We start from the raw sequence: 26,310 nt of genomic DNA on the forward strand, positions 1-26,310 counted from the left end.
GGCTCAGCTGCCTGAGCCTCCTGAACACCGCGCTTCGTAAGCCGTTGTGCCGTGTCAGTGGAGGCGCATTATAGGGATCCGATTTAATTGCACAACCCTTTTTTCGATCTTTTTTTCTGGTTGGCGATAAATCCATCTCATTGCAGAGATCTTCAACGATCGCAGGCCTTTTTCCCTTGTCTGGCACTGCGATCCGCCCCAGTCTGTACGTGAACTGATAAGGAGAAAGTGAATGTCAGCCCTACGTCATTATAAAGAGAGTTACCCGCAGTGCGGTCAGCGCGTCATGATCGACGCTTCCAGCATCGTTATCGGAGACGTCATTCTGGGGGATGACGCCAGCGTCTGGCCATTAGTCGCGATACGCGGCGATGTAAATCAGGTTCGTATCGGCGCGCGCACCAATATTCAGGACGGCAGCGTATTGCACGTTACACACAAATCCGCCAGCAACCCTCAGGGCTTTCCTTTAACGATTGGCGATGACGTGACCGTCGGCCATAAAGCGATGCTGCACGCCTGTACTATCGGTAATCGCGTGCTGGTAGGAATGGGATCGATCGTACTGGACGGCGCCATTATTGAAGATGACGTGATGATTGGCGCGGGCAGTCTGGTGCCGCCGGGCAAGCGTCTGGAGAGCGGCTATCTCTATCTAGGCAGCCCGGTCAGACAAGTGCGCCCGCTGAACGAGCAGGAGATCGCGGGCTTACTCTACTCCGCTAACAACTATGTTCGCTGGAAAGATGACTATCTCGCGGATGCGAGCCAGACCCACTCCTGATCGTCGAACGCGTCGTTAATGATGGCCGCTTCCGCCTCTTCTTCCAAATCCCAGCGATGAGTGGTGAATAAGGCCATTGCCTCCCCCTGCCCGAAGCGTTGAGTCAGGGCTTCGGCAGAGATGGCGCAGGTCAGCACTATGCCGTTGACCAGCGCCGGAAAACAGACAGCCTCTTTATCAGCGTTCCACTCTTCGCGATCGGGAAACTGAATAGCCTGATTCATAGCTGCATTGCCTGTTTAAGCTGGGCAATAACCGGCGCAATTTCCGGCATAACGCCATGCCACAGCAGGAAAGCGTGCGCGGCCTGCCCCACCAGCATGCCAAGGCCATCCGCATATTGCTGCGCGCCGTGTTGCTCGCACCATTGCAGAAATGGCGTCGCGCCAGCCTGATAGAACATGTCGTAGCAGCGCACCTGAGCATTTATCAGCGAGCCTGGCAGTGGCGGAACCTCGCCGCTTACGCCGCTTGACGTCGCATTCACCACCAGGTCGAAGGTCCGCCCCGCCAGTTGCTCAAAGCCGCAGGCGTCAATCGCCCCATACTGGCTGAAGAGCTGCGCCAGCTCCTCTGCGCGCGCCTGCGTGCGGTTAACAACCGTCACGGCGCAGCCCGCAGAGAGCAGCGGCAGGATTACGCCGCGCGCCGCGCCGCCTGCTCCCACCAGCAAAATGCGATCTCCCGGGCGGATCAAGGCAAGACGTTCAAGATCGCTCAGTAGCCCAATGCCGTCAGTATTGTCGCCCAGGATACGCCCGTCGCGGCCTTTTTTCAGGGTATTCACCGCGCCGGAGAGCGAGGCTCGTTCACTCAGCTCATCGGCAAATTCGTACGCCTGTTGTTTAAAAGGCAGGGTGACGTTGGCGCCGCGTCCGCCCTGAGCAAAAAACGCAGCAATAGCGTCCGGGAAGGCGTCGAGCGGCGCGCAGACGCGGCCATAACGATGCTCAATACCCGTCTGCTCAGCGAAGGCGAGATGAATCAAAGGGGACTTACTGTGACTGATGGGATTGCCGAATACCGCAAACTGATCCATGCATTAGCCCTGACGAATAAGGTTGCCGGTTAACACATCGCGAATTTCCGACGGATTCTGCCGTCCGCCGGTGTTACCCACCAGCACCGGAAAGGCTTCGCCGAATTGCGCCCTGACCGCCTCGACAGTACGACAAGGCTCTTCGCCCGACAGGTTAGCGCTGGTCGATACCAGTGGCTTGCCAAACGCGCGACAGAGCGCCTGTACATCAGGGTGATCGCTTACGCGGATCGCCAGCGAATCAAACCGACCCGTCAGCCAGCGCGGCGTTTGTGGCGTGGCAGGCACGACAAAGGTTACCGGGCCAGGCCAGTGAGCGAACATGCGTTCACGCTGCTCGACGGTCAGCTCGCGGTCAGAGATATAGCGCTCCAGCTGAGCATAATCGGCTGCGATAAGGATCAATCCTTTCTCAACGGGACGCTGTTTCAATGCCAGCAGCGCCATTACGGCGCTTTCACTGTCCGGGTCGCAACCTAAACCAAAGACGGCTTCGGTTGGATAAGCAATAACGGCCTGCTGACGCAGCTGTTCGACGCAGTCCTCCAGCGAACCGGAAAAAGAGTGTTTTTGCATGATGTTATCTTAAGTCTCTGATGCGGCGGCCTTGCCGCAACTTTTACTGGCGCAGAAGCGTTTTACGCCCTGCGCGGTTTTCTTCTCTACCAGCAATGGGAAATGACAGTGCGGACATACGCCAGCGACTGGCGTAGCGTTAACGGCGAACTGGCAGGCCGGATAACGGTTACAGGCGTGGAAAGTCTTGCCGTAACGCGAACGACGCTGCACCAGCTTGCCTTCCAGGCATTGCGGGCAGGCAATAAGGGTTTCATCAGGTTTATCTATCGCTTCGCTATAGTCGCATTCAGGGTAGTGGCTACAGCCGATGAACATGCCGTAGCGTCCCTGACGCAGCGCTTTATCCTCGCCACACTGCGGGCAGGCGTGCCCTTCGAGCACCTTGACGATGTGGCCGTCAGCCTGATTTTTTAGCGGCCGAATATAGTCGCAAGCTGGATAATTTGTGCAGCCTAAAAAGGCGCCGTGTTTACCGCTGCGGATAACTAAATCTGCCCCGCAGGCGGGGCAGGGATCCTGTTTACGCACGGTGAAGAGTGCTGATTTGCTCATAACGATGGCTGCATAACGGATAATTAATGCAGCATGCCTTCATTGACGTCGAATAATAGTTCTTCCATCTGCTGATAGGCGTTTTCGCATCCCGGGAGATTGAACAACACCATCAGCACCACCCATTTGAGATCTTCCAGATCAAACTCGAGCGTGTCGAGCGCCATGACTCGTTCGATGACCATTTCGCGCGTTTCCATATTGAGCACCTGAATCTGCTCCAGGAACAGCAGGAAACCACGACATTCGGCATCTAAACGCTGGCCTTCTTCTTCCGTGTAGATGCGCATTGAAAGCGGATCGTTGGCTAGCAGAATCGGATCGACCAGGCCCTCCTGATAATCTGCCAGCTTTTCTAACCAGTTCAACGCATTGTAGATATCTTCACGATGAAAACCGGCATCGGTTAAGTCATCAGTCAATGTATCCTGATCAACCTGCATTTCTGCTTCGTTGTGGATATATGTCTCAAACAAGTACATTAGTACGTCGAACATGGCATGCCCTCCTCAATCGGACATAGCCGCCGGGTACAGCTGCGATCCATCCTGCTAACTCCAGCTCCAGCAGTTGGGCTGCAATCACTGGCACAGGTTGGCCGGCACGTTCAGCGACGACGTCAACAGGTGTAACCTCATCACCTACGTTAGCCAACACCTCAGCAAATGGCAATGGCGCATCGCCGCTCTCTCCAGAATATATTGCTTCCGGCTGTGTAAAAGGCAGCCAGTTAAACGCAGCGCGAAGATCTTCTACTATATCGGCAGGCTGGGCCACCAGCAGCGCACCTTGCTGAATCAGCCAGTGCGTTCCCTCGCTGCCGGGACTGCCCAGCGCGCCCGGCAAAGCGTAGACATTGCGGTTTTGCTCCAGCGCATAGCGCGCAGTAACCAGCGAACCGCTTTTAATCGTCGCCTCCACCACCAGCACGCCCCGGCTCAGGCCGCTGATAACGCGGTTACGCCGCGGGAAGTTGAGCGCATGGGGCGGCGTCGTAAGAGGAAATTCAGAAACGACCGCCCCGCCTTTCTCCACAATCTCTGCTGCCAGCGCGCCATGACTTTTTGGATAGATATGCTGTAATCCGCTACCCAGCACCGCGACGGTTTTTCCCTGCGCCTCCAGCGCCGCGCGATGCGCGATGCCGTCTATGCCGCGCGCCAGTCCGCTGGTGATGGTCAGATCGCTCAGCGCCAACTGTTGGGAAAACCATTCCCCCCACTGCCGCCCATAGTGCGAACAGTTACGGCTGCCGACAACCGCCAGCTGCATTGAGGAGAGCAAAGCGGGTTCGCCTTTTATGTAAAGCAGCGGCGGAAAGCGGTGAATCTCGCGTAAAGCGGCGGGATAGCCGTCGTCTAAAGCGGTCACCAGATGGTGAGCGTCGTTTTCGGCAAGCCACGCTTCGGTGGCAGCGATCTGACGTGACGAAAGATGGTAAAACTGGTGAATCTGCTGCTCGTTCAGACCGGCCGCTTTAAAGGTTAAGGAGGCGTCTTCTGTTTTATTAAGCGTTATCGCTGCCTCAAGCCAGCGTTTTCCGGTCAGGCCAGTTACGGCGGAAAGCCGCAAATAGCGCTCGATATTTCCCATAGTTGCTCCCTGCTTTACGTGCCGCTTCCTGCGGGTGAATGCTGTCAATCAGGCCTCAAAAAGTCTACAATATGAAGCAATAATCTTTTTTTAATCGCATACAGATCTGGATATTTATGTCAGTTTTGCAGGTATTACATTTCCCTGACGATCGTCTCCGCAAAATCGCGGCGCCAGTGAAAGAAGTGAACGCTGAGATTCAGCGCATCGTCGACGATATGTTTGAAACCATGTACGCCGAAGAAGGTATTGGTCTGGCGGCAACGCAGGTGGATATCCACCAGCGCATCATCGTTATCGACGTGTCGGAAAACCGCGATGAGCGTCTGGTTCTGATTAACCCGGAGCTACTGGATAAAAGCGGCGAAACCGGTATCGAAGAGGGCTGCCTCTCTATTCCTGAGCAGCGTGCCTTTGTTCCGCGCGCCGAGCGTGTCAAAGTGCGCGCGCTGGATCGCGAAGGCAACAGCTTTGAACTGGAAACCGACGGCTTGCTGGCTATCTGTATTCAGCATGAAATCGATCACCTCGACGGCAAACTCTTTATTGATTATCTGTCGCCGCTGAAGCGTCAACGCATCAAGCAAAAGCTGGAAAAACTGGCGCGCCAGAGCGCGCGTACTTCCTGACGGCCAAAGAAGAGATAACCGTGTCTGCTCCGCTGAAAATTATCTTCGCTGGCACACCTGATTTTGCAGCGCGTCATCTCGACGCGCTGCTTGCTTCTGAGCATCAGGTTGTCGGCGTCTTTACCCAACCCGATCGCCCCGCTGGTCGTGGTAACAAGCTAACGCCCAGCCCGGTGAAAACGCTGGCGCAAACTCACGCCATTCCGGTATTTCAGCCGAAGTCGCTTCGCCCCGCTGAAAATCAGCAGCTGGTTGCTGATCTACAGGCGGATGTGATGGTCGTGGTCGCCTACGGCCTGATTTTACCGCAGGCGGTGCTGACGATGCCGCGTCTCGGCTGCATCAACGTGCATGGCTCGCTGTTGCCGCGCTGGCGCGGCGCCGCGCCTATTCAACGTTCGCTCTGGGCTGGCGACAGCGAAACCGGCGTGACCATCATGCAGATGGATGTCGGGCTGGATACCGGCGATATGCTGTATAAGCTTAGCTGTCCGATCACCGCGCAGGACACCAGCGCCACGCTGTATGACAAGCTGGCTCAGCTCGGCCCGCAGGGGCTGCTGGAAACGCTCTCTCAGCTGGCAGACGGCCGCGCGCAGCCGGAGAAGCAGGATGACGCGCAGGCTAACTACGCAGAGAAGCTCAGCAAAGAGGAAGCCCGTCTCGACTGGCAGCTCTCCGCCGCTCAGCTTGAACGCTGTATCCGCGCTTTTAATCCCTGGCCGGTAAGCTATTTTCTGATTGAGGATCAGCCGGTGAAAGTGTGGCAGGCAACCGTATTGCCGCACGTCGCAAAACAGCCGGGCGAGATCGTTGCGGCCGATAAGCACGGTATCCAGGTCGCCACTGCCGAAGGCGTTTTGAATCTTCAGCTGCTGCAGCCGGCCGGTAAAAAAGCGATGTCAGCGCAGGATCTGCTTAACTCGCGTCGCGAGTGGTTCACGCCAGGCCGCATTTTAGCCTGACTCCAGCCCGGCTCTGTCCGGGCTTTTTGTTTAATGACGTAACGCGAATGACTAAATCAACGAATCTGCGAAGCCTGGCCGCTCAACTGATTGAGCGCGTAATTGATAAGGGCGAATCGCTCAGCGCGGTGCTGCCTGCCGCGCAAAAAAAAGTCTCCGATAAAGATGGCGCGCTGGTGCAGGAGCTCTGCTTCGGGGTGCTGCGCACGCTGCCGCAGCTCGAAGCCGTAATCGGCAAGCTGATGGCACGACCGCTGAATGGCAAACAGCGCGTGCTGCACTACCTCATTATGGTCGGCATCTATCAGCTGCTCTATACGCGTGTACCTCCTCATGCCGCGCTGGCGGAGACCGTCGCCGGCGCCGAAGCGCTTAAGCGCGCAAATCTCAAAGGATTGATTAATGGCGTGCTGCGTCAGTTCCAGCGTCAGCAGGAAGAGCTGATCGCAGAGGTTGACCAGCAGCCGCAGCGATATCTGCATCCGACCTGGTTGCTGCAGCGTCTGCAAAAAGCCTGGCCGGAAAACTGGCAGCAGATTGTAGAAGCGAATAACCAGCGCCCGCCAATGTGGCTGCGCGTCAACCGTCAGCATCACAGCCGCGATAGCTGGCTGGCGCTGCTGAACGAGAGTGGAAAATCCGCGGTGGCCGACGACACGGCGCCGGATGCGTTGCGTCTTGAAACCCCTGCTCCAGTCGGCCAGCTGCCCGGCTTCGCTGACGGCTGGGTCACCGTTCAGGATCTTTCGGCGCAGCGCTGCGCCCTGCTGCTGGCGCCTGAAAATGGCGAGCAGATCCTCGATCTTTGCGCCGCGCCAGGCGGCAAGACAACGCATATTCTTGAGATCGCGCCGCAGGCTCAGGTGATGGCGGTCGATGTGGATGCCCAGCGTTTAACGCGCGTTAACGAGAATTTGCAGCGTCTCAATATGCAGGCAGAGGTTAAACAGGGCGACGGACGCACGCCAGAGGCGTGGTGCGGCGATCGTCAGTTCGATCGTATTTTGCTGGATGCGCCCTGCTCCGCCACTGGCGTTGTGCGTCGCCATCCCGATATCAAATGGCTGCGCCGCGATCGGGATATTGCTGAACTGGCCGCGCTGCAGCGCGATATTCTCGAGGCGGTCTGGACGCATCTGAAACCGGGCGGCACGTTGCTGTACGCAACCTGCTCGGTCCTGCCGGATGAGAACGAAGCGCAGATTACTGACTTTTTGACGCGCCACGCCGACGCGCGCGCTGAAGCGTTGCCGGGCGGCAAAACAAGCGGCCTGCAGGTCTTCCCGACGGTTGAAGGCGGTGACGGGTTTTTCTACGCTAAGCTGGTAAAAGCGCACTAACTAAAGAGCATGATACGCAATGAAAATTATCATTCTTGGCGCCGGTCAGGTTGGCGGCACGCTGGCGGAAAACCTGGTCGGCGAAAACAATGACATTACGGTAGTTGATACCGATCCTGACCGCTTACGTCAGCTACAGGATAAATTTGATTTGCGCGTCGTTCAGGGCCACGGGTCGCATCCGCGTATTTTGCGCGAGGCAGGCGCAGAAGATGCCGATATGTTAGTTGCGGTCACCAGCTCTGACGAGACCAATATGGTGGCGTGTCAGATAGCCTACTCGCTGTTTAATACGCCTAACCGCATCGCGCGTATACGCGCGGCGGATTACCTGCGCGACGCAGAAAAACTCTTTATTCCCGAAGCGGTGCCGATTGATCATCTTATCTCGCCGGAACAGCTGGTGATCGAGAACATCTATCGCCTGATTCAGTACCCCGGCGCGCTGCAGGTAGTCAATTTCGCTGAAGGGCTGGTGAGTCTGGCAGTAGTCAAAGCCTATTATGGCGGGCCGCTGGTGGGTAATCCGCTCTCAATTCTACGCGAGCATATGCCGCATATTGATACCCGCGTTGCCGCCATTTTCCGCCAGGATCGGCCTATTCGTCCGCAAGGCTCGACTATTGTGGAAGCGGGAGACGAGGTCTTTTTTATCGCCGCCAGTCAGAATATCCGCGCGGTTATGAGCGAAATGCAGCGTCTGGAAAGGCCCTATAAACGCATCATGCTGGTGGGCGGCGGCAATATCGGTTTCGGCCTTGCGCAGCGGCTGGAAAAAAATTACAGCGTGAAGCTGATTGAGCGTAATCCACGCCGCGCTGCCGAACTGGCCGAGCAGCTTCAGGATACGATCGTCTTCTATGGCGACGCATCGGATCAGGAGCTGCTGGCGGAAGAGCACGTCGATCAGGTCGATCTTTTTATTGCGGTCACTAATGATGACGAAGCGAACATCATGTCGGCGATGCTGGCGAAAAAGATGGGTGCGAAAAAGGTGATGGTGCTGATCCAGCGTCGCGCCTATGTCGATCTGGTTCAGGGCAGCGTGATCGATATCGCTATCTCTCCCCAGCAGGCCACTATCTCGGCGCTGTTAGGTCACGTGCGTAAAGCGGATATTGTGGGCGTCTCTTCTTTACGACGCGGCATCGCTGAAGCAATCGAAGCTATTGCTCACGGCGACGAAACGACGTCGCGCGTGGTAGGACGAATGATCAATGATATTAAACTGCCGCCCGGTACGCTTATCGGCGCGGTAGTACGCGGCGAGGATGTGCTGATTGCCAAAGATAACCTGCGTATTGAGCAAGGCGATCATGTCATTATGTTCCTGACTGACAAAAAATTTGTGCCGGACGTCGAGCGCCTGTTTCAGCCAAGCCCTTTCTTTCTGTAAGCGCAACGGCGACAAGACTATTCCGACAAATGCCGCCGCTTAGATGGCAATTGCCGAAAGGTTTGTTAGACTTTAGAAATTGGCCAGGGCAAGGAGATAAGTATGAGTTTTTTCAAAGAGTTTCGTGATTTTGCAATGCGCGGCAACGTGGTTGATCTCGCCGTTGGTGTGATTATTGGCGCTGCGTTTGGCAAAATTGTCTCTTCACTGGTGGCAAACATTATCATGCCACCGCTGGGACTACTGATTGGCGGAGTGGACTTTAAACAGTTCAAATGGGTGCTTAAACCTGCCGAAGGCGCTACGCCGCCAGTCGTAATGGAGTACGGCGTATTTATTCAGACTGTGTTCGACTTCGTCATTGTGGCGTTCGCTATTTTTATCGCCATCAAACTGATGAATAAACTGCATAAGAAGAAAGAAGTCGAAAAACCCGTAGCGAAACCCTCTAACGAAGAGGTGCTGCTGAGTGAAATCCGCGATTTGCTGAAGCAGCAGAACGGAAAAATCTAAAACATAGCCGCCCGCGAGGCGGCTTTTTTATGCCCATAAAGCAGAAGGCCAGTGATAAGCGCTCTTCTTATCACTGGCCTCCCAACCGCCACGTTTCGCATGTTTATCTTTCCGCCGATAACTGCCTTTGCCTTTTTGCTTCTGCTCAATGCGCTGGCGGAACAGCGGGTCGTGTAATAAAGCCTGGATTGCGTTGTCGCGAATCTCGCCTTTGGTATGTTGATACTTACTCATAACCATCTCCTCGTTTAGACAGCGTAAATATATTCTCTTTACCGTAAAATTCAATCCCGCAGATGAGTGTGTTCCGGCCTGGGCTCCGTTCCCTGTTCGATCGCTTCCAGTATCGAACAATAGTCGCTGCTGTGCGCGGTGCCGCAGCAGGCGTCAGACAAACGCTGAAGCGAACGCTGCACGTTTTGCAGTTCACTAATCATCTTATTCACCTCTTCCAGACGCGCCTGAACGATCGCTTTCGATTCTTCGCAGGTATGGTGCGCGGGATCGACACGGATCGAGAGTAGATCGCGAATGGCGTCAAGACCGAAGCCAAGCTGGCGGCCGAAGCGGATAAATTTAAGACGCTGAAGATCGCTCTCGCTGTACAACCGAAAGCCACCCTCGGTACGGATCTCGTGCTCCATCATCTGCTGTTTTTCGTAGAAACGAATGGTATCGACGGTAACGTTCGCCAGCTTTGCCAGTTGCCCGATGCGGTACACTACTCCTCCTTTAACCAGCGTTCACGGATCGCTTCGCCGTAAGCGCCCTGTAAAAAATCGGTACTCATACCCGCCTGACGTAGCTGCAGTTCCAGCACAAGCAGACGCTTGCTCTGTTCACGGTAGCGTTGATCTTCAGGATCGATATTGCGCAGCAGATCGCTAATTTCCAACGCTTCGCGCCGCATTTCCAGCTCCGGCGGCAAAAAGCCAGCGTTTTTCAGTAGCCGGTAGCCACTGCGTAATTCAGCCGGTACATGACTGTCGTCATCCAGTTCGAGCGGCGCACCTTCGCCGGGCAGATCGCTGAGTTCGCCTTTCTCCTGCGCCGCACGAATATGCTGCTCAGCCAGCTGATCGATTAACCACATGAGCGCCTCCTGATTTAGCCAGTTAATTGAGCTTAACGGACGAGACAATTTTCAGGCAATAAAAAACCCGCCGAAGCGGGTTTTTTACGATGCTACAAATTACTCTGCAGCTTCTGCTTGAGCTTCTGGACGATCAACCAGCTCGATGTATGCCATCGGAGCGTTGTCACCAGCGCGGAAGCCACACTTCAGAATACGAGTGTAACCACCTGCACGGCTCGCGAAACGCGGGCCCAGCTCATTAAACAGTTTTGCCACGATCTCGTTATCACGAGTACGGGCGAATGCCAGACGACGATTAGCTACGCTGTCGGTCTTGGCAAGAGTAATCAGCGGCTCAACTACGCGGCGCAGCTCTTTGGCTTTCGGCAGAGTCGTCTTGATGATCTCGTGACGAACCAGAGAGCCAGCCATGTTGCGGAACATAGCCTGACGATGGCTGCTGTTGCGGTTCAGTTGACGACCACTCTTACGATGGCGCATGACCTTATCCTTCTCAGTGAAACCTTAACCTGTGATCCGGTTATTCATCAGCGATGCTTGCCGGCGGCCAGTTCTCAAGGCGCATGCCCAGAGAAAGACCACGTGAGGCGAGCACGTCTTTAATCTCGGTAAGAGATTTTTTACCCAGGTTAGGCGTTTTGAGCAGCTCAACCTCGGTACGCTGTACCAGATCACCGATGTAGTGGATAGCTTCTGCCTTAAGGCAGTTAGCAGAGCGGACAGTCAATTCCAGATCGTCAACAGGGCGCAGCAGGATCGGATCGAATTCTGGTTTCTCTTCTTTCACTTCCGGCTGACGTACATCACGTAAGTCAACGAAAGCTTCCAGTTGTTCTGCCAGGATGGTCGCCGCACGACGAATCGCCTCTTCAGGATCGATTGTGCCGTTGGTTTCCATTTCGATGACCAGCTTGTCCAGGTCGGTGCGCTGTTCTACACGCGCTGCTTCAACATTGTAGGCGATACGGTCTACAGGGCTGTAGCAAGCGTCGACCAACAGGCGGCCGATTGGGCGCTCATCTTCTTCCGAATGAATTCGGGCAGAAGCCGGCACATAACCACGACCACGCTGAACTTTGATACGCATGCTGATAGCGGCGTTCTCATCGGTCAGGTGACAGATCACGTGCTGCGGCTTGACGATTTCGACATCACCATCATGGGTAATGTCGGCTGCAGTCACAGGGCCAATGCCAGATTTATTCAAGGTCAGAATGACTTCATCTTTACCCTGAACTCTTACCGCCAGCCCTTTCAGGTTGAGCAGGATTTCCAGGATATCTTCCTGTACGCCCTCTTTGGTGCTGTACTCATGCAGTACACCATCAATTTCAACCTCGGTCACCGCGCAACCCGGCATGGAAGAAAGCAGAATACGGCGCAGTGCGTTACCAAGAGTATGGCCAAAGCCACGCTCTAAAGGCTCAAGGGTCACCTTGGCGTGCGTCGAACTCACTTGCTCGATATCTACCAGGCGCGGTTTTAGAAACTCTGTCACAGAACCCTGCATTGTGTCCTCTCTTTGGTACTAAGCTTTACTTGGAGTAAAGCTCGACGATCAGGTGTTCGTTAATGTCCGCAGACAGATCGGTACGCTCAGGAATACGCTTGAACACACCTTCCATCTTAGTCGCATCAACTTCCAGCCAGGTTGGCTTTTCACGCTGCTCAGCCAGCTCCAGAGCGGCCTTCACGCGAGATTGCTTTTTGGCTTTCTCGCGGATGCTTACGACATCATTCGGAGATACCTGATAAGAAGCGATGTTAACAACGCGGCCGTTAACCATTACAGACTTGTGGCTGACCAGCTGGCGTGCTTCTGCACGAGTGGCGCCGAAGCCCATACGGTAAACTACGTTATCCAGACGACCTTCCAGCAGAGCTAACAGGTTTTCACCGGTGTTGCCTTTCAGACGTGCTGCTTCTTTATAGTAGTTGCGGAACTGACGTTCCAGCACGCCGTAGATACGACGAACTTTCTGTTTTTCACGCAACTGGCCGCCGTAATCAGACAGACGCGGTTTACGCGCACCATGCTGACCAGGGGCTTGTTCAATTTTACACTTGGAATCAATCGCGCGAACGCCAGACTTCAGGAAAAGGTCTGTGCCCTCACGACGGCTCAGCTTGAGCTTAGGACCCAAATATCTTGCCATTTTCTTTCTCCAACTATCCTAAAAACGCGGCGTTATACGCGACGTTTTTTCGGCGGACGACAACCGTTGTGAGGGATCGGAGTCACATCAGTAATATTAGTGATGCGGAAACCTGCGGCGTTCAGAGCACGAATAGTTGATTCGCGACCCGGACCCGGACCCTTAACCATAACTTCCAGGTTCTTAATACCGTAATCTTTCACGGCTTCTGCACAGCGCTCTGCAGCGACCTGAGCAGCAAACGGAGTAGATTTACGTGAACCGCGGAAACCGGAACCACCGGCGGTTGCCCAACCCAGCGCGTTACCCTGACGATCAGTAATGGTAACGATGGTGTTGTTAAAAGAAGCATGGACATGAGCCACGCCATCTGAGACTTGCTTTCTTACACGCTTACGTGCACGAACTGGTGCCTTTGCCATTATTTACTCACCCCGATTATTTCTTGATCGGTTTGCGCGGACCCTTACGGGTACGTGCATTGGTCTTGGTACGCTGACCGCGAACCGGCAGACCACGACGATGGCGCAAACCACGGTAGCAACCAAGGTCCATAAGACGCTTGATGCTCAGGGTGATTTCACGGCGCAGATCACCTTCAACAACGAATTTACCAACTGCATCACGCAGCTGATCAATTTGTTCTTCAGACAGCTCACTGATCTTAACATCTTCAGCGATACCCGTTGCAGCGCAAATGGCTTTAGAACGGGTCTTGCCGATACCGAAAATCGAAGTTAATGCGATAACGGTGTGTTTATGATCAGGAATGTTAATGCCTGCTATACGGGCCACTATGCACTCCTATAATTAAATAAATGCGCCCCATGCTGAAAAGCCCGTTTTCAGGATACTCAAATGGAAACGCATTGACATACAAAAGATTGGCTGGCTAATCTAGCCAGCTCAACCCGACTTTGCAAGAAAAATATGTGAAAAAATCAGCCCTGGCGCTGTTTATGCTTAGGCTCGGCGCTGCAAATCACACGTACGACACCGTCGCGACGGATGATTTTGCAGTTACGACATAATTTCTTGACGGAAGCACGAACTTTCATTTTTACTCTCCGTAACTTCTCAAGCGCCTGAATTAACGGCCGTAGCCTTTCAGGTTTGCTTTCTTCAATGCAGACTCGTACTGACTAGACATCATCAGAGTTTGCACTTGAGCCATAAAGTCCATGATGACGACCACTACGATGAGCAGTGATGTACCGCCAAAGTAGAAGGGAACTTTCATCGCATCACGCATGAACTCCGGGATCAGGCAAATAAAAGTAATGTACAGTGCGCCGATTAAGGTCAGACGCGTCATTACTTTATCGATATACTTCGCCGTTTGCTCTCCCGGACGAATTCCCGGTACGAATGCACCAGACTTCTTCAGGTTATCTGCCGTTTCGCGCGGGTTGAAAACCAACGCCGTGTAGAAAAAGCAGAAGAAGATGATTGCAGTCGCATAGAGTAGCACATATAGCGGCTGTCCTGGCTGCAAATACAGCGAAATTGTTGTCAGCCAGTTCCAACCGGTACCGCCCCCGAACCAGGATGCTATCGTCGCGGGGAACAGGATAATGCTGGAAGCGAAAATTGCCGGGATTACACCCGCCATGTTCACTTTCAACGGTAAATGTGTGCTCTGTGCAGCGTATACACGACGACCTTGCTGACGTTTCGCATAGTTCACCACAATGCGGCGTTGACCACGCTCAACGAAAACAACGAAGAAGGTCACTGCAAATACAAGAACTGCAACCAACAGCAACAGGAGGAAGTGCAGGTCGCCTTGCCGCGCTTGCTCGATGGTATGGCCAATGGCCGGCGGAAGTCCCGCAACAATACCCGCGAAGATAATGATCGAAATACCGTTGCCGATACCTCGTTCAGTAATCTGTTCGCCCAGCCACATCAGGAACATCGTCCCGGTTACCAGGCTTACAACAGCGGTAAAGTAGAAGGCAAAGCCTGGATTAAGCACCAGGCCCTGCATTCCAGGCATATTCGGTAAACCGGTAGCAATACCGATTGACTGAAATATTGCCAATACCAACGTACCGTAGCGGGTGTACTGGCTAATCTTACGACGGCCAGCCTCCCCTTCCTTCTTAATCTCCGCTAACGCTGGATGAACCACCGTCAGCAGCTGGATAATAATAGAGGCCGAAATATACGGCATAATACCCAGCGCGAAGATTGAAGCACGGCTGAGAGCACCACCAGAGAACATGTTGAACATTTCAATGATGGTGCCACGCTGTTGCTCAAGCAGTTTGGCAAGTACAGCGGCATCAATACCAGGGATCGGAATAAAAGAGCCAATTCGGAAGACAATCAGTGCACCGATAACAAACAGCAGTCTGCGTTTCAGTTCACCAAATCCACCCTTGGCACTTTGAAAATCTAATCCCGGTTGTTTAGCCATCTGCTACTTATTCCTCGATTTTACCGCCAGCAGCTTCGATTGCAGCACGAGCACCTTTGGTGACACGCAGACCGCGAACCGTTACCGGTGCAGAAACTTCACCAGACAGAATCACTTTCGCGAATTCAATCTGAACACCGATAATGTTGGCTGCTTTCAGCGTGCTCAGGTCAACGATACCGCCTTCCACTTTCGCCAGATCAGACAGACGCACTTCTGCAGTCACGAATGATTTACGCGAGGTGAAGCCGAATTTCGGCAGACGACGGTACAGAGGCATCTGACCACCCTCGAAACCGCGACGTACGCCACCGCCAGAACGAGAGTTCTGACCTTTGTGACCACGACCACCGGTTTTGCCGAGGCCAGAACCGATACCACGACCCAGACGCTTGGAAGCGTGCTTAGAGCCTTCGGCCGGAGACAGAGTATTTAAACGCATCTGTTACTCCTCTACTTTCAGCATGTAAGAAATCGCGTTGACCATACCGCGTACAGCAGGCGTGTCTTCACGCTCAACGGTGTGGCCAATACGACGCAGACCCAGACCAACCAGAGTGGCTTTATGCTTAGGCAGGCGGCCGATTGAGCTACGGGTTTGAGTGATTTTAATAGTCTTAGCCATCGTGATTACCCCAGAATTTCTTCAACGGATTTACCACGCTTGGCAGCGACCATTTCTGGAGAATTCATATTTTCCAGGCCGTCGATAGTTGCACGAACCACGTTGATCGGGTTGGTGGAACCATAGGCTTTAGCCAAAACGTTATGAACTCCAGCGACTTCCAGAACGGCGCGCATTGCACCGCCGGCGATGATACCGGTACCTTCAGAAGCCGGCTGCATGAACACGCGGGAACCCGTGTGCGCACCTTTAACCGGGTGCTGCAGGGTGCCGTTGGTCAGCGCGACATTAATCATGTTGCGACGGGCTTTCTCCATCGCTTTCTGGATCGCTGCCGGAACTTCGCGCGCTTTACCGTAACCAAAACCAACGCGGCCGTTACCATCACCCACTACAGTCAGTGCGGTGAAGGAAAAGATACGACCACCTTTCACAGTTTTAGAAACACGGTTTACCGCGATCAGTTTTTCCTGCAGTTCGCCAGCTTGTTTCTCGATGTGTGACATCCTAGACCTCTACCTTAGAACTGAAGGCCAGCTTCACGAGCAGCATCTGCCAGTGCCTGGACACGACCATGATATTGGAAACCGGAACGGTCGAAAGAAACATCTTTGATGCCTTTTTCGATTGCGCGCTCAGCAATAGCTTTACCTACTGCGGCAGCTGCATCTTTGTTGCCGGTGTACTTCAGTTGTTCAGAGATAGCTTTTTCTACAGTAGAAGCAGCAACCAGAACTTCGGAACCGTTCGGGGCGATTACCTGTGCGTAAATGTGACGCGGGGTACGATGTACCACCAGGCGAGTAGCACCCAGCTCTTTGAGCTTGCGACGTGCACGGGTCGCACGACGGATACGAGCAGATTTCTTATCCATAGTGTTACCTTACTTCTTCTTAGCCTCTTTGATACGCACGACTTCGTCGGCGTAACGGACACCCTTGCCTTTGTAAGGCTCAGGACGACGGTAGGCGCGCAAGTCAGCTGCAACCTGGCCGATCAGTTGTTTATCAGCGCCTTTCAGCACGATTTCAGTCTGAGTCGGACATTCTGCAGAGATACCCGCGGGCAGCTGATGATCAACCGGGTGAGAAAAACCCAGTGACAGGTTAACCACATTGCCTTTAACGGCAGCACGATAACCAACACCAACCAGCTGCAGCTTCTTAGTGAAGCCTTCGGTAACACCGATAACCATGCCGTTCAGCAGCGCACGAGCGGTACCCGCTTGCGCCCAGCCGTTTGCAAAACCGTCGCGCGGAGCGAAGGTCAGTGCATTGTCAGCATGCTTAACTTCTACGGCATTATTGATAGTACGAGTCAGCTCGCCGTTTTTACCTTTAATCGAAATTACCTGACCGTCGAGTTTTACCTCTACGCCGGCAGGAACAACGACAGGTGCTTTAGCAACACGAGACATAGTTTCCTCCGATTACGCTACGTAGCAGATAATTTCGCCGCCAAGACCAGCCTGGCGCGCTGCACGATCAGTCATGACACCTTTAGAGGTAGAAATAACAGCAATACCTAAACCCGCCATAACTTTCGGCAGCTCATCTTTTTTCTTATAGATGCGCAGACCTGGGCGGCTGACACGCTGAATGCTTTCTACAACAGCTTTACCCTGGAAATACTTAAGAGTCAGTTCCAGTTCCGGCTTGATGTCGCCTTCGATTTTGAAATCTTCAATATAACCTTCTTCCTTCAGCACGTTGGCAATTGCCACTTTCAGCTTGGAGGAAGGCATGGTGACCGCAGCTTTGTTCGCGGCCTGACCGTTACGGATACGGGTCAGCATATCCGCGATCGGATCTTGCATGCTCATCTGTCTTTACTCCCGTGATTCAATTGGTGACAATTACCAGCTAGCCTTTTTCAGACCCGGGATTTCACCGCGCATAGCGGCTTCACGGACCTTGATACGGCTCAACCCGAACTTCCGCAGGAAACCGTGCGGACGACCTGTTTGACGGCAGCGGTTACGCTGACGAGACGGGCTGGAATCACGCGGCAGAGTCTGCAGCTTGAGAACAGCGTTCCAACGATCTTCGTCGGAAGCGTTCACATCAGAAATGATCGCTTTCAGTTCAGCGCGTTTTGCGAAGAATTTGTCTGCTAATTTCACACGCTTAACTTCGCGTGCTTTCATTGATTGCTTAGCCATTAAGTAACCCTACCTTACTTGCGGAACGGGAAGTCAAAGGCAGTCAGCAGAGCACGGCCTTCATCATCAGATTTCGCAGTAGTGGTAATGGTGATATCCAAACCACGAACGCGATCGACTTTGTCGTAGTCGATTTCTGGGAAGATGATCTGCTCACGAACGCCCATGCTGTAGTTGCCACGACCATCGAAAGACTTCGCGGACAGACCACGGAAGTCGCGGATACGCGGTACAGCAATGGTGATCAGACGCTCAAAGAACTCCCACATGCGCTCGCCGCGCAGAGTTACTTTACAGCCGATCGGATAGCCCTGACGGATTTTGAAGCCTGCAACTGATTTGCGTGCTTTGGTGACCAGCGGTTTTTGACCGGAGATTGCTGCCAGGTCAGCTGCTGCGTTTTCCAGCAGTTTCTTGTCAGCGATCGCTTCACCAACACCCATGTTCAGGGTGATCTTCTCGACCCGAGGGACTTGCATGACAGAAGTGTAGCCAAACTCTGTCATGAGTTTCTGGACTACTTCGTCTTTGTAGTAATCATGCAGTTTCGCCATCGTACTACTCCAAATTACTTGATAGTTTCGCTGTTAGACTTGAAGAAACGGACTTTTTTGCCGTCTTCGAATCTAAAGCCTACACGGTCAGCCTTACCGGTTGCCGCATTGAAAAGCGCAACGTTAGAAACCTGAATAGCGGCTTCTTTTTCAACGATGCCACCCGGTTGGTTCAGAGCCGGAACCGGCTTCTGGTGTTTCTTAACCAGGTTGATGCCTTCAACGATGACCTTGCCAGAAGACAGGACATTCTTAACTTTACCGCGCTTACCTTTATCTTTGCCGGTCAGCACGATAACTTCGTCGTTACGACGGATTTTCGCTGCCATTGTTCGCTCCTTAGAGTACTTCTGGTGCCAGAGAGATAATTTTCATGAACTTTTCAGTACGAAGTTCACGAGTTACCGGCCCAAAAATACGTGTTCCGATTGGCTGCTCGCTGTTATTGTTCAAAATAACGCATGCGTTACCATCGAAGCGAATGACAGAACCGTCCGGGCGACGAACACCCTTCCTGGTGCGCACCACTACCGCCTTCAGGACATCACCTTTTTTCACCTTACCACGCGGAATTGCTTCCTTGATGGTAACTTTGATGATATCGCCGACGCCTGCGTAGCGACGGTGCGAGCCACCCAGAACCTTGATACACATTACGCTACGTGCACCGGAGTTGTCGGCGACGTTCAGCATAGTCTGTTCTTGGATCATTTTAGTGCTCCGCTAATGTCAACTACTACTTCGGGACCCAAACTTCAGGTCGTTAGAAAGCCCCATATTTGAGGGCGCGGCATTATAACACCGGTTCTCACAGATGGGTAGAAAAAATGAACGGCTCAACAATGGGGCCGCTTATTTTCCCTGATAACAGGGAGGGCGTATTCTAGGGAATAGTCTCAGCAGTAGCAAATGTAATCTGCCTTATTTTTCGACACTCGCCATTACCGCCTCATCTAACGCCTTTACATCCTCTGCGGAACGACTAGCTGGATAAGCAAATAGCGCTCCTTCGGCAGGTCAATAACCGCTAACGTCTCTCTACACGGCGCCCATTTGCTCTGATGACGCGACGGCAACCTGTGCCTGATTACTGAAGCTCCGCGTTGTCCATGCGCAGTACCGGCACAATAGATGAAGCGAGACGTTTGCCTTACGGCACCAGTGTCGGTAAAGACACAGCGCGATGCTGTGCTGATCAGGCCCTGTGCTGCGCCTGCCAGACACTCTTCCCTGCCCTGGCGGGTTGCTGGGCTTACCTTGCTGGCAGCATACTAACGTTATCCTGGCGAGCACGGATGTCGCCGTTACTCCGCGCCGGTCAGGACGTCCTGCTTCTGTCCCGCAGCTGGCGCGAGAAACGACTACATTACCGCCGCCTTGATGCGGGCGTTGAGGGAAATGGCAGGCAGAATTGATGCGTGATGGGATATGAGCCGAGCGAGAGGCAAAAAAAAACCCTCTGCCGAAGCAGAGGGTTTCTTCAGAAAAAACTGTTCTTATTACAGAACCGCTTTCTCAATAACGCGAACCAGAGTCCAGGACTTAGTCTTGGACAGCGGACGGGTTTCGCGGATTTCAACCACGTCACCAATACCGCATTCGTTGTTCTCGTCATGGATGTGCAGCTTAGTCGTACGCTTAATGAATTTACCGTAGATCGGGTGTTTCACGAAACGCTCGATAGCGACAACTGCAGATTTCTGCATTTTGTCACTAACAACACGACCTTGCAGAGTACGGATTTTATCGGTCATTACGCACCCGCCTTCTCAGTCAGTAAAGTCTTAACGCGTGCAACATCACGGCGAACCTGTTTCAGCAGATGGGTCTGCTGCAGTTGGCCAGATGCTGCCTGCATGCGCAGGTTAAACTGCTCACGCAGCAGATTCAGCAGCTCAGTGTTCAGCTCTTCGACGCTTTTTTCACGCAGCTCAGTTGCTTTCATTACATCACCGTCTTAGTAACAAAGGTGGTTTTGATAGGCAGTTTTGCTGCTGCCAGCTTGAAGGCTTCACGGGCCAGCTCTTCTGGTACGCCGTCCATTTCATACAGGACTTTACCAGGCTGAATCAGGGCAACCCAATACTCCACGTTACCCTTACCTTTACCCATACGCACTTCCAGCGGCTTCTCGGTGATCGGTTTGTCCGGGAATACACGGATCCAGATCTTACCTTGACGCTTAACTGCACGGGTCATAGCACGACGTGCTGCTTCGATCTGACGAGCAGTCAGACGACCACGGCCAACAGCTTTCAGACCGAAAGTACCGAAGCTAACATCCGTACCCTGCGCCAGACCGCGGTTGCGGCCTTTGTGCACTTTACGGAATTTTGTACGCTTTGGTTGTAACATCAGCGACTCTCCTTACTTACGGCCTTTACGCTGCTGCTTTTTAGGTTGAGCAGCCGGTTCCGGTTGTTCAACAGCAGCCATACCACCCAGGATCTCGCCTTTGAAGATCCATACCTTAACGCCGATTACACCATAAGTGGTGTGCGCTTCTGAGGTGTTGTAGTCAATGTCAGCACGCAGAGTGTGCAACGGTACGCGACCTTCACGGTACCATTCGGTACGTGCGATCTCAGCACCGCCCAGACGGCCGCTAACTTCAACTTTGATACCTTTCGCGCCCAGACGCATGGCGTTCTGAACAGCACGCTTCATCGCACGACGGAACATCACACGACGCTCCAGCTGTGAAGTGATGCTGTCAGCAACCAGTTTCGCGTCCAGTTCCGGCTTACGGACTTCGGCGATATTGATCTGTGCAGGTACGCCAGCGATATTCGCGACGACCGTACGCAGTTTCTCTACGTCTTCACCCTTTTTACCGATAACGATACCCGGGCGAGCGGTGTGAATGGTCACACGGATGCTCTTAGCCGGACGCTCGATAACGATGCGGGATACAGACGCTTTTGCCAGTTCTTTAGTCAGGAACTGACGAACTTTAAAATCGCTGTCCAGGTTGTCAGCGAATTCTTTGGTGTTCGCAAACCAGGTAGAGTTCCATGGTTTTACAATACCCAGGCGAATACCATTAGGATGTACTTTCTGACCCATTGCTAGTCTCCAGAGTCTCAGCGATCGGACACAACCACAGTAATGTGGCTGGTGCGCTTCAGGATGCGATCTGCACGACCTTTAGCACGCGGCATAATGCGCTTCATGCTCGGGCCTTCGTCTACGAAAATTTTCGCGACTTTCAGATCGTCGATATCAGCGCCATCGTTGTGTTCGGCGTTAGCAATGGCAGATTCCAGGACCTTCTTAACCAGTACAGCCGCTTTCTTGTTGGTGTAGGTCAGAATATCCAGAGCCTGCGACACTTTCTTACCGCGAATCAGGTCAGCCACAAGGCGAACCTTCTGAGCAGAAGAACGAGCATGGCGATGTTGAGCAATAGTTTCCATCTCTTCCTCCTACTTATTTCTTCTTGGCTTTCTTATCAGCAGCGTGGCCGCGATAAGTACGTGTCGGTGCAAATTCACCCAGCTTGTGGCCGACCATTTCGTCGGAAACAAAGACAGGAACGTGCTGACGACCATTATGGACAGCGATGGTCAAACCGATCATGTTAGGGAAGATCGTTGAACGACGGGACCAGGTGCGCAGGGGCTTCTTGTCTCCGCTTTCCACCGCTTTCTCTACCTTCTTCAGCAAGTGCAGGTCAATAAAAGGACCTTTCTTGAGAGAACGTGGCATGGCTTATCCTCTAAAATTATTTGCTACGGCGACGTACGATAAATTTATCAGTACGCTTGTTGCTACGGGTCTTCTTACCTTTGGTCTGAACGCCCCACGGAGTTACCGGGTGCTTACCAAAGTTACGACCTTCACCACCACCGTGCGGGTGATCTACTGGGTTCATCGCGGTACCGCGAACGGTCGGACGAACACCACGCCAACGAGTTGCACCCGCTTTACCCAGAACGCGCAGCATATGCTCAGCGTTGCCGACTTCGCCCAGGGTTGCGCGGCAATCAGCTTCGATTTTACGCATTTCGCCTGAACGCAGACGCAGGGTAACGTAGGAGCCTTCACGCGCAACGATCTGCACGTAAGCGCCAGCAGAGCGAGCGATCTGACCGCCTTTGCCTGGCTTCATTTCTACGTTGTGTACAGTAGAACCCACCGGGATGTTACGCATCGGCAGGGTGTTACCTGCTTTGATCGCAGCATCAACGCCAGACTGAATCTGGTCGCCGGCTTTCAGGCCTTTAGGGGCCAGGATATAACGGCGCTCGCCGTCTTTGTACAGAACCAGTGCGATGTTCGCAGAACGGTTCGGATCGTACTCAAGACGCTCAACAACTGCCGGGATACCATCTTTGTTGCGTTTGAAGTCAACAATACGGTAAGCCTGCTTGTGACCACCACCGATATGACGGGTAGTGATACGACCATTGTTGTTACGACCACCGGATTTGCTGTTCTTTTCGATCAGCGGGGCAAAAGGTTTGCCCTTGTGCAGCTCAGGGTTTACCACTTTAACGACGTGGCGACGACCCGGAGATGTCGGTTTACATTTAACAACTGCCATTGTCTTTCTCCTCCGACTTACTCAGCGCCGCCGACGAAGTCCAGGTTCTGGCCTTCCTTCAGGGTGACGTAAGCTTTTTTCCAGTCGCTGCGACGACCGATACGCTGTCCGTGACGCTTAGTTTTCCCTTTAACAACCAGGGTATTCACGTCTTTAACTTCTACTTCGAACAGTTTTTCAACAGCAGCAACGATCTCTGCTTTGGTCGCGTCTTTCGCAACTTTGAGAACGATGGTGTTGGTTTTTTCCATCGCAGCAGACGCTTTTTCAGATACGTGCGGCGCGCGCAGTACTTTCAGCAGACGTTCTTCACGGATCATGCCAGCATCTCCTCAACTTGCTTAACTGCATCAGCAGTCATAACGACTTTGTCGAAGGCGATCAGGCTAACTGGGTCGATACCCGCTGCATCGCGCACGTCAACCTTGTACAGGTTGCGCGCAGCCAGGAACAGATTCTCATCCAGTTCACCGGTGATGATCAGCACGTCTTCCAGCGCCATGTCTTTCAGTTTCTGTACCAGCAGCTTGGTTTTCGGTGCTTCTACAGAGAACGTCTCGACAACGATCAGACGATCTTGACGTACCAGTTCGGACAGGATGCTTTTCAGCGCGCCGCGGTACATCTTTTTGTTAACTTTTTGACTGTGGTCCTGCGGACGCGCAGCGAAGGTCACGCCACCTGAACGCCAGATCGGGCTCTTTACAGAACCTGAACGCGCACGGCCGGTGCCTTTCTGACGCCACGGCTTTTTGCCTGAACCAGTTACTTCAGCACGCGTTTTCTGCGCGCGGGTACCCTGACGGGCGCCTGCAGCGTATGCAACAACAACCTGGTGAACCAGCGCTTCGTTGAAATCACGACCGAAGGTAGTTTCGGAAACAGTCAGCGCGCTCTGCGCGTCTTTCAGTACTAATTCCATTGCTATCCCCTTACGCCTTCACAGCTGGTTTAACGATCAGGTCGCTGCCGGTTGCTCCCGGGACAGCACCTTTCACCAGCAGCAGGTTGCGCTCAGCGTCAACACGTACCACATCCAGGCTCTGAACGGTTACGCGCTCATTACCCAGCTGACCTGCCATTTTCTTGCCCTTGAACACTTTGCCCGGAGTCTGGTTCTGACCGATAGAACCCGGAACGCGGTGAGAAAGGGAGTTACCGTGAGTAGCGTCCTGGGTACGGAAGTTCCAGCGCTTAACGGTACCTGCGAAACCTTTACCTTTAGAGGTACCGGTTACGTCTACTTTTTTAACGTCAGCGAAAATTTCAACACTGATGCTCTGGCCAACTGAGTACTCTTCACCTTCAGCAGTGCGGAATTCCCACAGACCACGGCCGGCTTCAACGCCAGCTTTAGCAAAATGACCAGCTTCAGGTTTGGTCACACGGTTCGCTTTTTTCGCACCGGTGGTAACCTGGATTGCCTGGTAACCATCGTTCTCCAGGCCTTTGACCTGAGTAACGCGGTTTGCTTCAACTTCGATTACGGTTACTGGGATTGAAACGCCGTCTTCAGTGAAGACGCGGGTCATGCCCACTTTTTTACCGACTAAACCAATCATTGTATCAACCTCTCAATCGCTCGATGACCTGATTAACCCAGGCTGATCTGCACGTCTACACCGGCAGCCAGATCCAGACGCATCAGAGCATCAACGGTTTTTTCAGTTGGCTCAACGATGTCTACCAGACGCTTGTGAGTGCGGATTTCGTACTGATCGCGCGCATCTTTGTTAACGTGCGGAGAGATCAGAACGGTGAAGCGCTCTTTGCGAGTCGGCAGCGGGATCGGACCGCGAACCTGCGCACCAGTGCGCTTGGCAGTCTCAACGATTTCCGCGGTTGATTGATCGATCAGACGATGATCAAACGCTTTAAGACGGATACGGATTCTTTGGTTCTGCATGAGACCAGAGCTCCAAACTTTTTATAGACGAAAAAAATTACTACTCGCACCCATTACGATTGATGGGAGAGTGTAATCGTTCAGCATATAACTCCACAATTGGGAGTATTGTCAGGCGACCTAACATGCTGCCGCCTGCGATTCTGCTCGAATCGCGCCTGCTAATATTGGCAGGCCCGCGCATTATACGTAAATCTGCTCAGGAAGCAACCCGCGTTCTGTTTTTAACCTTATTTTCTGGTGGCGTTATTACCATTGGCGGTGAAGAAGCGAAGAACCGGGGAGTGGAAGAGCAAAAGAGGCACAAATGGAAACAAGCCCGCTTAGCGCCTGATGGCGGCGAAAGCGGGCTCTCTTAATGCGTTATTCACGACTGGACTACCCTTCTTCTCTGATTTGCGCCTGCAGGTAGTTCTGAATACCCATCTTGCTGATAAGATCGAGCTCGGTTTCGATCCAGTCGATATGGTGCTCTTCATCCGCAAGGATTTCGATCATCATGTCACGGCTGACGTAATCATGTACCTTATCAGCGTAAGCGATAGCTTCGCGCAGGTCCTTCGCCCCTTCCAGCTCCAGCTGGAGATCGGAACGCAGCATCTCCTCGACATCTTCGCCAATTCGCAACCGGCCTAAATCCTGCAGGTTCGGAATTCCCTCAAGAAACAGAATGCGCTCAATATACTTATCGGCGTGCTTCATCTCGTCGATGGATTCGTGATACTCCGTGTCGTTGAGGCGCATCAGGCCCCAGTTTTTGAACATCCGCGCGTGAAGAAAGTACTGATTAATCGCAACCAGTTCATTTCCCAGCAGTTTATTCAAATGGCTTATGATTTTAATGTCGCCCTTCATTTTGCTTCCTCCGCTTCCAGTTAAGTTAGAGCGTAGATGCGGATAAAAAGAAGTCAAAAAAACGCGACAAAATCTATGGGTATTAAGAACAGCGCGCTGGGGTCAGGCAATTTCTTTATAGAGCGGCACGCTTTGCAGCTCTTCTTCCATGATTTCCCGCGCCACACGGATACATTTGCCGCACTGCTTCCCGACAGGAACCAGCTGACGCAGCTGCTGGATAGATTTTGGCTGATAGCGGCGAACCGCTTCGCGAAGGGTTTTATCACTGACGGCGTTACACAAACAGACGTACATTTACTGCTCACCTCGATCATTTTATGATCAAAGCTTAAATGAGAATAATTTTTATTTCAAACCCAGAGTTAGTGTGGATAACGCGTTTCGGGCAAACTTAAGGCATAAAAAAAGAGCACCGAAGTGCTCTTTTCTGCTCTGGTGGCCCGAAGGCCACCTCGCTAACGCAATTAAGCGATAACTTCAGCAACAACGCCCGCGCCAACGGTACGGCCGCCTTCGCGGATTGCGAAGCGCAGACCCTGGTCCATCGCGATCGGATGGATCAGAGTAACGGTCATTTTGATGTTGTCGCCCGGCAT

Annotated in this window: 46 protein-coding genes and 1 pseudogene; 7 read left to right on the top strand and 40 right to left on the bottom strand. The window is 53.1% G+C overall.

All coding sequences use genetic code 11. From position 1 onward, the window contains the following. Positions 1–232 precede the first annotated feature (232 nt). Positions 233–784 (top strand): gamma carbonic anhydrase family protein, encoded by a 552-nt coding sequence (locus EKL29_RS21530; protein WP_126690685.1) that lies wholly within the window; start codon positions 233–235, stop codon positions 782–784. Here EKL29_RS21530 and EKL29_RS21535 read toward each other — a convergent pair. The 6 genes from EKL29_RS21535 to dprA are packed head-to-tail and all read right to left on the bottom strand — an operon-like array spanning position 751 to position 4,547. Beyond that, complete coding sequence (locus EKL29_RS21535) at positions 751–1,008, bottom strand: DUF1488 domain-containing protein (RefSeq protein ID WP_126690686.1); 258 nt, start codon at positions 1,006–1,008, stop codon at positions 751–753. The two genes, EKL29_RS21530 and EKL29_RS21535, sit on opposite strands and share 34 nt — an antisense overlap. Continuing rightward, positions 1,005–1,823, bottom strand: a complete 819-nt coding sequence (gene aroE / locus EKL29_RS21540) for a shikimate dehydrogenase (protein ID WP_126690688.1) — start codon at positions 1,821–1,823, stop codon at positions 1,005–1,007. Before aroE ends, EKL29_RS21535 begins: the two co-directional genes overlap by 4 nt. Before the next feature lie 3 nt (positions 1,824–1,826). Next, positions 1,827–2,399, bottom strand: coding sequence for an L-threonylcarbamoyladenylate synthase type 1 TsaC (tsaC, locus tag EKL29_RS21545; RefSeq protein WP_120458451.1), 573 nt, complete (start codon positions 2,397–2,399; stop codon positions 1,827–1,829). Between the two features lie 9 nt (positions 2,400–2,408). Next, positions 2,409–2,954: a type I DNA topoisomerase gene (locus EKL29_RS21550; protein WP_120458452.1), complete on the bottom strand. Its 546-nt coding sequence runs from the start codon at positions 2,952–2,954 to the stop codon at positions 2,409–2,411. Between the two features lie 23 nt (positions 2,955–2,977). Beyond that, complete coding sequence (smg, locus tag EKL29_RS21555) at positions 2,978–3,451, bottom strand: DUF494 family protein Smg (RefSeq protein ID WP_033752918.1); 474 nt, start codon at positions 3,449–3,451, stop codon at positions 2,978–2,980. Continuing rightward, complete coding sequence (gene dprA / locus EKL29_RS21560; RefSeq protein ID WP_126690690.1) at positions 3,423–4,547, bottom strand: DNA-protecting protein DprA; 1,125 nt, start codon at positions 4,545–4,547, stop codon at positions 3,423–3,425. The genes smg and dprA overlap by 29 nt, the downstream gene beginning before the upstream one ends. Before the next feature lie 116 nt (positions 4,548–4,663). Between dprA and def the strand changes: the two genes are divergently transcribed. The 5 genes from def to mscL all read left to right on the top strand — a co-directional run bounded on the left by def (position 4,664) and on the right by mscL (position 9,390). Next, positions 4,664–5,176, top strand: a complete 513-nt coding sequence (gene def, locus EKL29_RS21565) for a peptide deformylase (protein WP_120458454.1) — start codon at positions 4,664–4,666, stop codon at positions 5,174–5,176. A gap of 20 nt (positions 5,177–5,196) precedes the next feature. Continuing rightward, the gene (fmt, locus tag EKL29_RS21570) at positions 5,197–6,141 is read left to right on the top strand and encodes a methionyl-tRNA formyltransferase (protein WP_126690691.1); all 945 of its coding nucleotides are present in this window, start codon (positions 5,197–5,199) and stop codon (positions 6,139–6,141) included. A 47-nt stretch (positions 6,142–6,188) separates the two neighbouring features. Then, positions 6,189–7,481 (top strand): 16S rRNA (cytosine(967)-C(5))-methyltransferase RsmB, encoded by a 1,293-nt coding sequence (gene rsmB, locus EKL29_RS21575; protein WP_126690693.1) that lies wholly within the window; start codon positions 6,189–6,191, stop codon positions 7,479–7,481. 19 nt (positions 7,482–7,500) lie between these two features. Continuing rightward, positions 7,501–8,877 (top strand): Trk system potassium transporter TrkA, encoded by a 1,377-nt coding sequence (gene trkA / locus EKL29_RS21580; RefSeq protein ID WP_033752924.1) that lies wholly within the window; start codon positions 7,501–7,503, stop codon positions 8,875–8,877. Positions 8,878–8,979: 102 nt separating this feature from the next. Further along, entirely contained in the window at positions 8,980–9,390 is a 411-nt protein-coding gene (mscL, locus tag EKL29_RS21585) for a large-conductance mechanosensitive channel protein MscL (protein WP_120458457.1), read from the top strand. A 27-nt stretch (positions 9,391–9,417) separates the two neighbouring features. Here mscL and EKL29_RS21590 read toward each other — a convergent pair whose 3' ends face one another. The 31 genes from EKL29_RS21590 to rpsJ form a co-directional block, all read right to left on the bottom strand. Continuing rightward, a complete protein-coding gene (locus tag EKL29_RS21590; RefSeq protein ID WP_120458458.1) occupies positions 9,418–9,624 on the bottom strand; it encodes an alternative ribosome-rescue factor A in 207 nt (68 codons plus the stop codon). 50 nt (positions 9,625–9,674) lie between these two features. Continuing rightward, a complete protein-coding gene (zntR, locus tag EKL29_RS21595; protein ID WP_120458459.1) occupies positions 9,675–10,112 on the bottom strand; it encodes a Zn(2+)-responsive transcriptional regulator in 438 nt (145 codons plus the stop codon). Further along, on the bottom strand, positions 10,112–10,483 hold the full coding sequence (locus EKL29_RS21600; protein ID WP_126690695.1) for a DUF1992 domain-containing protein: 372 nt from the start codon (positions 10,481–10,483) through the stop codon (positions 10,112–10,114). The genes zntR and EKL29_RS21600 overlap by 1 nt, the downstream gene beginning before the upstream one ends. Before the next feature lie 99 nt (positions 10,484–10,582). Then, entirely contained in the window at positions 10,583–10,966 is a 384-nt protein-coding gene (gene rplQ, locus EKL29_RS21605) for a 50S ribosomal protein L17 (RefSeq protein WP_120458461.1), read from the bottom strand. A gap of 40 nt (positions 10,967–11,006) precedes the next feature. Further along, positions 11,007–11,996, bottom strand: coding sequence for a DNA-directed RNA polymerase subunit alpha (locus tag EKL29_RS21610; RefSeq protein WP_003850179.1), 990 nt, complete (start codon positions 11,994–11,996; stop codon positions 11,007–11,009). Between the two features lie 25 nt (positions 11,997–12,021). Further along, positions 12,022–12,642 (bottom strand): 30S ribosomal protein S4, encoded by a 621-nt coding sequence (gene rpsD, locus EKL29_RS21615; protein WP_010618555.1) that lies wholly within the window; start codon positions 12,640–12,642, stop codon positions 12,022–12,024. Positions 12,643–12,674: 32 nt separating this feature from the next. Then, positions 12,675–13,064 carry a 30S ribosomal protein S11 gene (gene rpsK, locus EKL29_RS21620; protein WP_004160563.1) on the bottom strand — a complete coding sequence of 130 codons (390 nt, stop codon included), beginning with the start codon at positions 13,062–13,064 and terminating at the stop codon, positions 12,675–12,677. Between the two features lie 16 nt (positions 13,065–13,080). Then, positions 13,081–13,437, bottom strand: coding sequence for a 30S ribosomal protein S13 (rpsM, locus tag EKL29_RS21625; RefSeq protein ID WP_033752934.1), 357 nt, complete (start codon positions 13,435–13,437; stop codon positions 13,081–13,083). Positions 13,438–13,583: 146 nt separating this feature from the next. Next, a complete protein-coding gene (gene rpmJ / locus EKL29_RS21630) occupies positions 13,584–13,700 on the bottom strand; it encodes a 50S ribosomal protein L36 (protein WP_004160566.1) in 117 nt (38 codons plus the stop codon). Positions 13,701–13,732: 32 nt separating this feature from the next. Beyond that, a complete protein-coding gene (secY, locus tag EKL29_RS21635) occupies positions 13,733–15,064 on the bottom strand; it encodes a preprotein translocase subunit SecY (RefSeq protein ID WP_033752936.1) in 1,332 nt (443 codons plus the stop codon). Between the two features lie 7 nt (positions 15,065–15,071). Then, positions 15,072–15,506 (bottom strand): 50S ribosomal protein L15, encoded by a 435-nt coding sequence (rplO, locus tag EKL29_RS21640; protein ID WP_033752938.1) that lies wholly within the window; start codon positions 15,504–15,506, stop codon positions 15,072–15,074. Between the two features lie 3 nt (positions 15,507–15,509). Beyond that, entirely contained in the window at positions 15,510–15,689 is a 180-nt protein-coding gene (gene rpmD / locus EKL29_RS21645) for a 50S ribosomal protein L30 (protein WP_021186404.1), read from the bottom strand. Positions 15,690–15,694: 5 nt separating this feature from the next. Further along, positions 15,695–16,195 (bottom strand): 30S ribosomal protein S5, encoded by a 501-nt coding sequence (rpsE, locus tag EKL29_RS21650; RefSeq protein ID WP_033792403.1) that lies wholly within the window; start codon positions 16,193–16,195, stop codon positions 15,695–15,697. Positions 16,196–16,209: 14 nt separating this feature from the next. Then, positions 16,210–16,563, bottom strand: a complete 354-nt coding sequence (gene rplR / locus EKL29_RS21655; protein ID WP_033752941.1) for a 50S ribosomal protein L18 — start codon at positions 16,561–16,563, stop codon at positions 16,210–16,212. A 9-nt stretch (positions 16,564–16,572) separates the two neighbouring features. Next, entirely contained in the window at positions 16,573–17,106 is a 534-nt protein-coding gene (gene rplF, locus EKL29_RS21660; RefSeq protein WP_033752942.1) for a 50S ribosomal protein L6, read from the bottom strand. A 12-nt stretch (positions 17,107–17,118) separates the two neighbouring features. After that, positions 17,119–17,511 carry a 30S ribosomal protein S8 gene (gene rpsH, locus EKL29_RS21665; RefSeq protein ID WP_033752943.1) on the bottom strand — a complete coding sequence of 131 codons (393 nt, stop codon included), beginning with the start codon at positions 17,509–17,511 and terminating at the stop codon, positions 17,119–17,121. Positions 17,512–17,544: 33 nt separating this feature from the next. Further along, on the bottom strand, positions 17,545–17,850 hold the full coding sequence (rpsN, locus tag EKL29_RS21670; protein ID WP_120458462.1) for a 30S ribosomal protein S14: 306 nt from the start codon (positions 17,848–17,850) through the stop codon (positions 17,545–17,547). A gap of 14 nt (positions 17,851–17,864) precedes the next feature. Further along, positions 17,865–18,404 (bottom strand): 50S ribosomal protein L5, encoded by a 540-nt coding sequence (gene rplE / locus EKL29_RS21675; RefSeq protein WP_033752947.1) that lies wholly within the window; start codon positions 18,402–18,404, stop codon positions 17,865–17,867. 14 nt (positions 18,405–18,418) lie between these two features. Continuing rightward, positions 18,419–18,733 carry a 50S ribosomal protein L24 gene (gene rplX / locus EKL29_RS21680; protein ID WP_003850150.1) on the bottom strand — a complete coding sequence of 105 codons (315 nt, stop codon included), beginning with the start codon at positions 18,731–18,733 and terminating at the stop codon, positions 18,419–18,421. A gap of 10 nt (positions 18,734–18,743) precedes the next feature. Beyond that, positions 18,744–19,115 (bottom strand): 50S ribosomal protein L14, encoded by a 372-nt coding sequence (gene rplN / locus EKL29_RS21685; protein WP_120458463.1) that lies wholly within the window; start codon positions 19,113–19,115, stop codon positions 18,744–18,746. Between the two features lie 788 nt (positions 19,116–19,903). Then, positions 19,904–20,158: a 30S ribosomal protein S17 gene (gene rpsQ / locus EKL29_RS21690; RefSeq protein WP_033752951.1), complete on the bottom strand. Its 255-nt coding sequence runs from the start codon at positions 20,156–20,158 to the stop codon at positions 19,904–19,906. Further along, positions 20,158–20,349 (bottom strand): 50S ribosomal protein L29, encoded by a 192-nt coding sequence (rpmC, locus tag EKL29_RS21695; protein WP_025902044.1) that lies wholly within the window; start codon positions 20,347–20,349, stop codon positions 20,158–20,160. The genes rpsQ and rpmC overlap by 1 nt, the downstream gene beginning before the upstream one ends. After that, entirely contained in the window at positions 20,349–20,759 is a 411-nt protein-coding gene (rplP, locus tag EKL29_RS21700) for a 50S ribosomal protein L16 (protein WP_002438716.1), read from the bottom strand. Before rplP ends, rpmC begins: the two co-directional genes overlap by 1 nt. Positions 20,760–20,771: 12 nt before the next feature. After that, complete coding sequence (gene rpsC / locus EKL29_RS21705; RefSeq protein ID WP_009087585.1) at positions 20,772–21,470, bottom strand: 30S ribosomal protein S3; 699 nt, start codon at positions 21,468–21,470, stop codon at positions 20,772–20,774. Between the two features lie 17 nt (positions 21,471–21,487). Then, positions 21,488–21,820 carry a 50S ribosomal protein L22 gene (gene rplV, locus EKL29_RS21710; protein WP_007891659.1) on the bottom strand — a complete coding sequence of 111 codons (333 nt, stop codon included), beginning with the start codon at positions 21,818–21,820 and terminating at the stop codon, positions 21,488–21,490. A gap of 13 nt (positions 21,821–21,833) precedes the next feature. Beyond that, complete coding sequence (rpsS, locus tag EKL29_RS21715) at positions 21,834–22,112, bottom strand: 30S ribosomal protein S19 (RefSeq protein ID WP_001138115.1); 279 nt, start codon at positions 22,110–22,112, stop codon at positions 21,834–21,836. Positions 22,113–22,128: 16 nt separating this feature from the next. Beyond that, complete coding sequence (rplB, locus tag EKL29_RS21720; RefSeq protein ID WP_033752967.1) at positions 22,129–22,950, bottom strand: 50S ribosomal protein L2; 822 nt, start codon at positions 22,948–22,950, stop codon at positions 22,129–22,131. 17 nt (positions 22,951–22,967) lie between these two features. After that, positions 22,968–23,270 carry a 50S ribosomal protein L23 gene (rplW, locus tag EKL29_RS21725; protein WP_033752969.1) on the bottom strand — a complete coding sequence of 101 codons (303 nt, stop codon included), beginning with the start codon at positions 23,268–23,270 and terminating at the stop codon, positions 22,968–22,970. Then, complete coding sequence (gene rplD, locus EKL29_RS21730) at positions 23,267–23,872, bottom strand: 50S ribosomal protein L4 (protein ID WP_033752971.1); 606 nt, start codon at positions 23,870–23,872, stop codon at positions 23,267–23,269. Before rplD ends, rplW begins: the two co-directional genes overlap by 4 nt. Before the next feature lie 10 nt (positions 23,873–23,882). Continuing rightward, positions 23,883–24,512, bottom strand: coding sequence for a 50S ribosomal protein L3 (gene rplC, locus EKL29_RS21735; RefSeq protein WP_033792404.1), 630 nt, complete (start codon positions 24,510–24,512; stop codon positions 23,883–23,885). A 32-nt stretch (positions 24,513–24,544) separates the two neighbouring features. Further along, positions 24,545–24,856 carry a 30S ribosomal protein S10 gene (gene rpsJ, locus EKL29_RS21740; protein WP_001181005.1) on the bottom strand — a complete coding sequence of 104 codons (312 nt, stop codon included), beginning with the start codon at positions 24,854–24,856 and terminating at the stop codon, positions 24,545–24,547. Between the two features lie 125 nt (positions 24,857–24,981). On the opposite strand from rpsJ, the gene EKL29_RS21745 reads away from it, so the two are divergent. Then, positions 24,982–25,215 carry a hypothetical protein gene (locus tag EKL29_RS21745; RefSeq protein ID WP_126690697.1) on the top strand — a complete coding sequence of 78 codons (234 nt, stop codon included), beginning with the start codon at positions 24,982–24,984 and terminating at the stop codon, positions 25,213–25,215. Between the two features lie 19 nt (positions 25,216–25,234). Here EKL29_RS21745 and bfr read toward each other — a convergent pair whose 3' ends face one another. From bfr to tuf, 3 genes and pseudogenes are all read right to left on the bottom strand, one after another. Then, on the bottom strand, positions 25,235–25,711 hold the full coding sequence (gene bfr / locus EKL29_RS21750) for a bacterioferritin (RefSeq protein WP_120458465.1): 477 nt from the start codon (positions 25,709–25,711) through the stop codon (positions 25,235–25,237). A 102-nt stretch (positions 25,712–25,813) separates the two neighbouring features. After that, complete coding sequence (gene bfd / locus EKL29_RS21755; RefSeq protein WP_120458466.1) at positions 25,814–26,008, bottom strand: bacterioferritin-associated ferredoxin; 195 nt, start codon at positions 26,006–26,008, stop codon at positions 25,814–25,816. A 170-nt stretch (positions 26,009–26,178) separates the two neighbouring features. Then, positions 26,179–26,310, bottom strand: a pseudogene (gene tuf, locus EKL29_RS21760) (elongation factor Tu); the annotation flags it as partial.

Origin of the sequence: Pantoea sp. YU22 (assembly GCF_003970755.1) — a bacterium.
GTDB lineage: Bacteria > Pseudomonadota > Gammaproteobacteria > Enterobacterales > Enterobacteriaceae > Pantoea > Pantoea piersonii.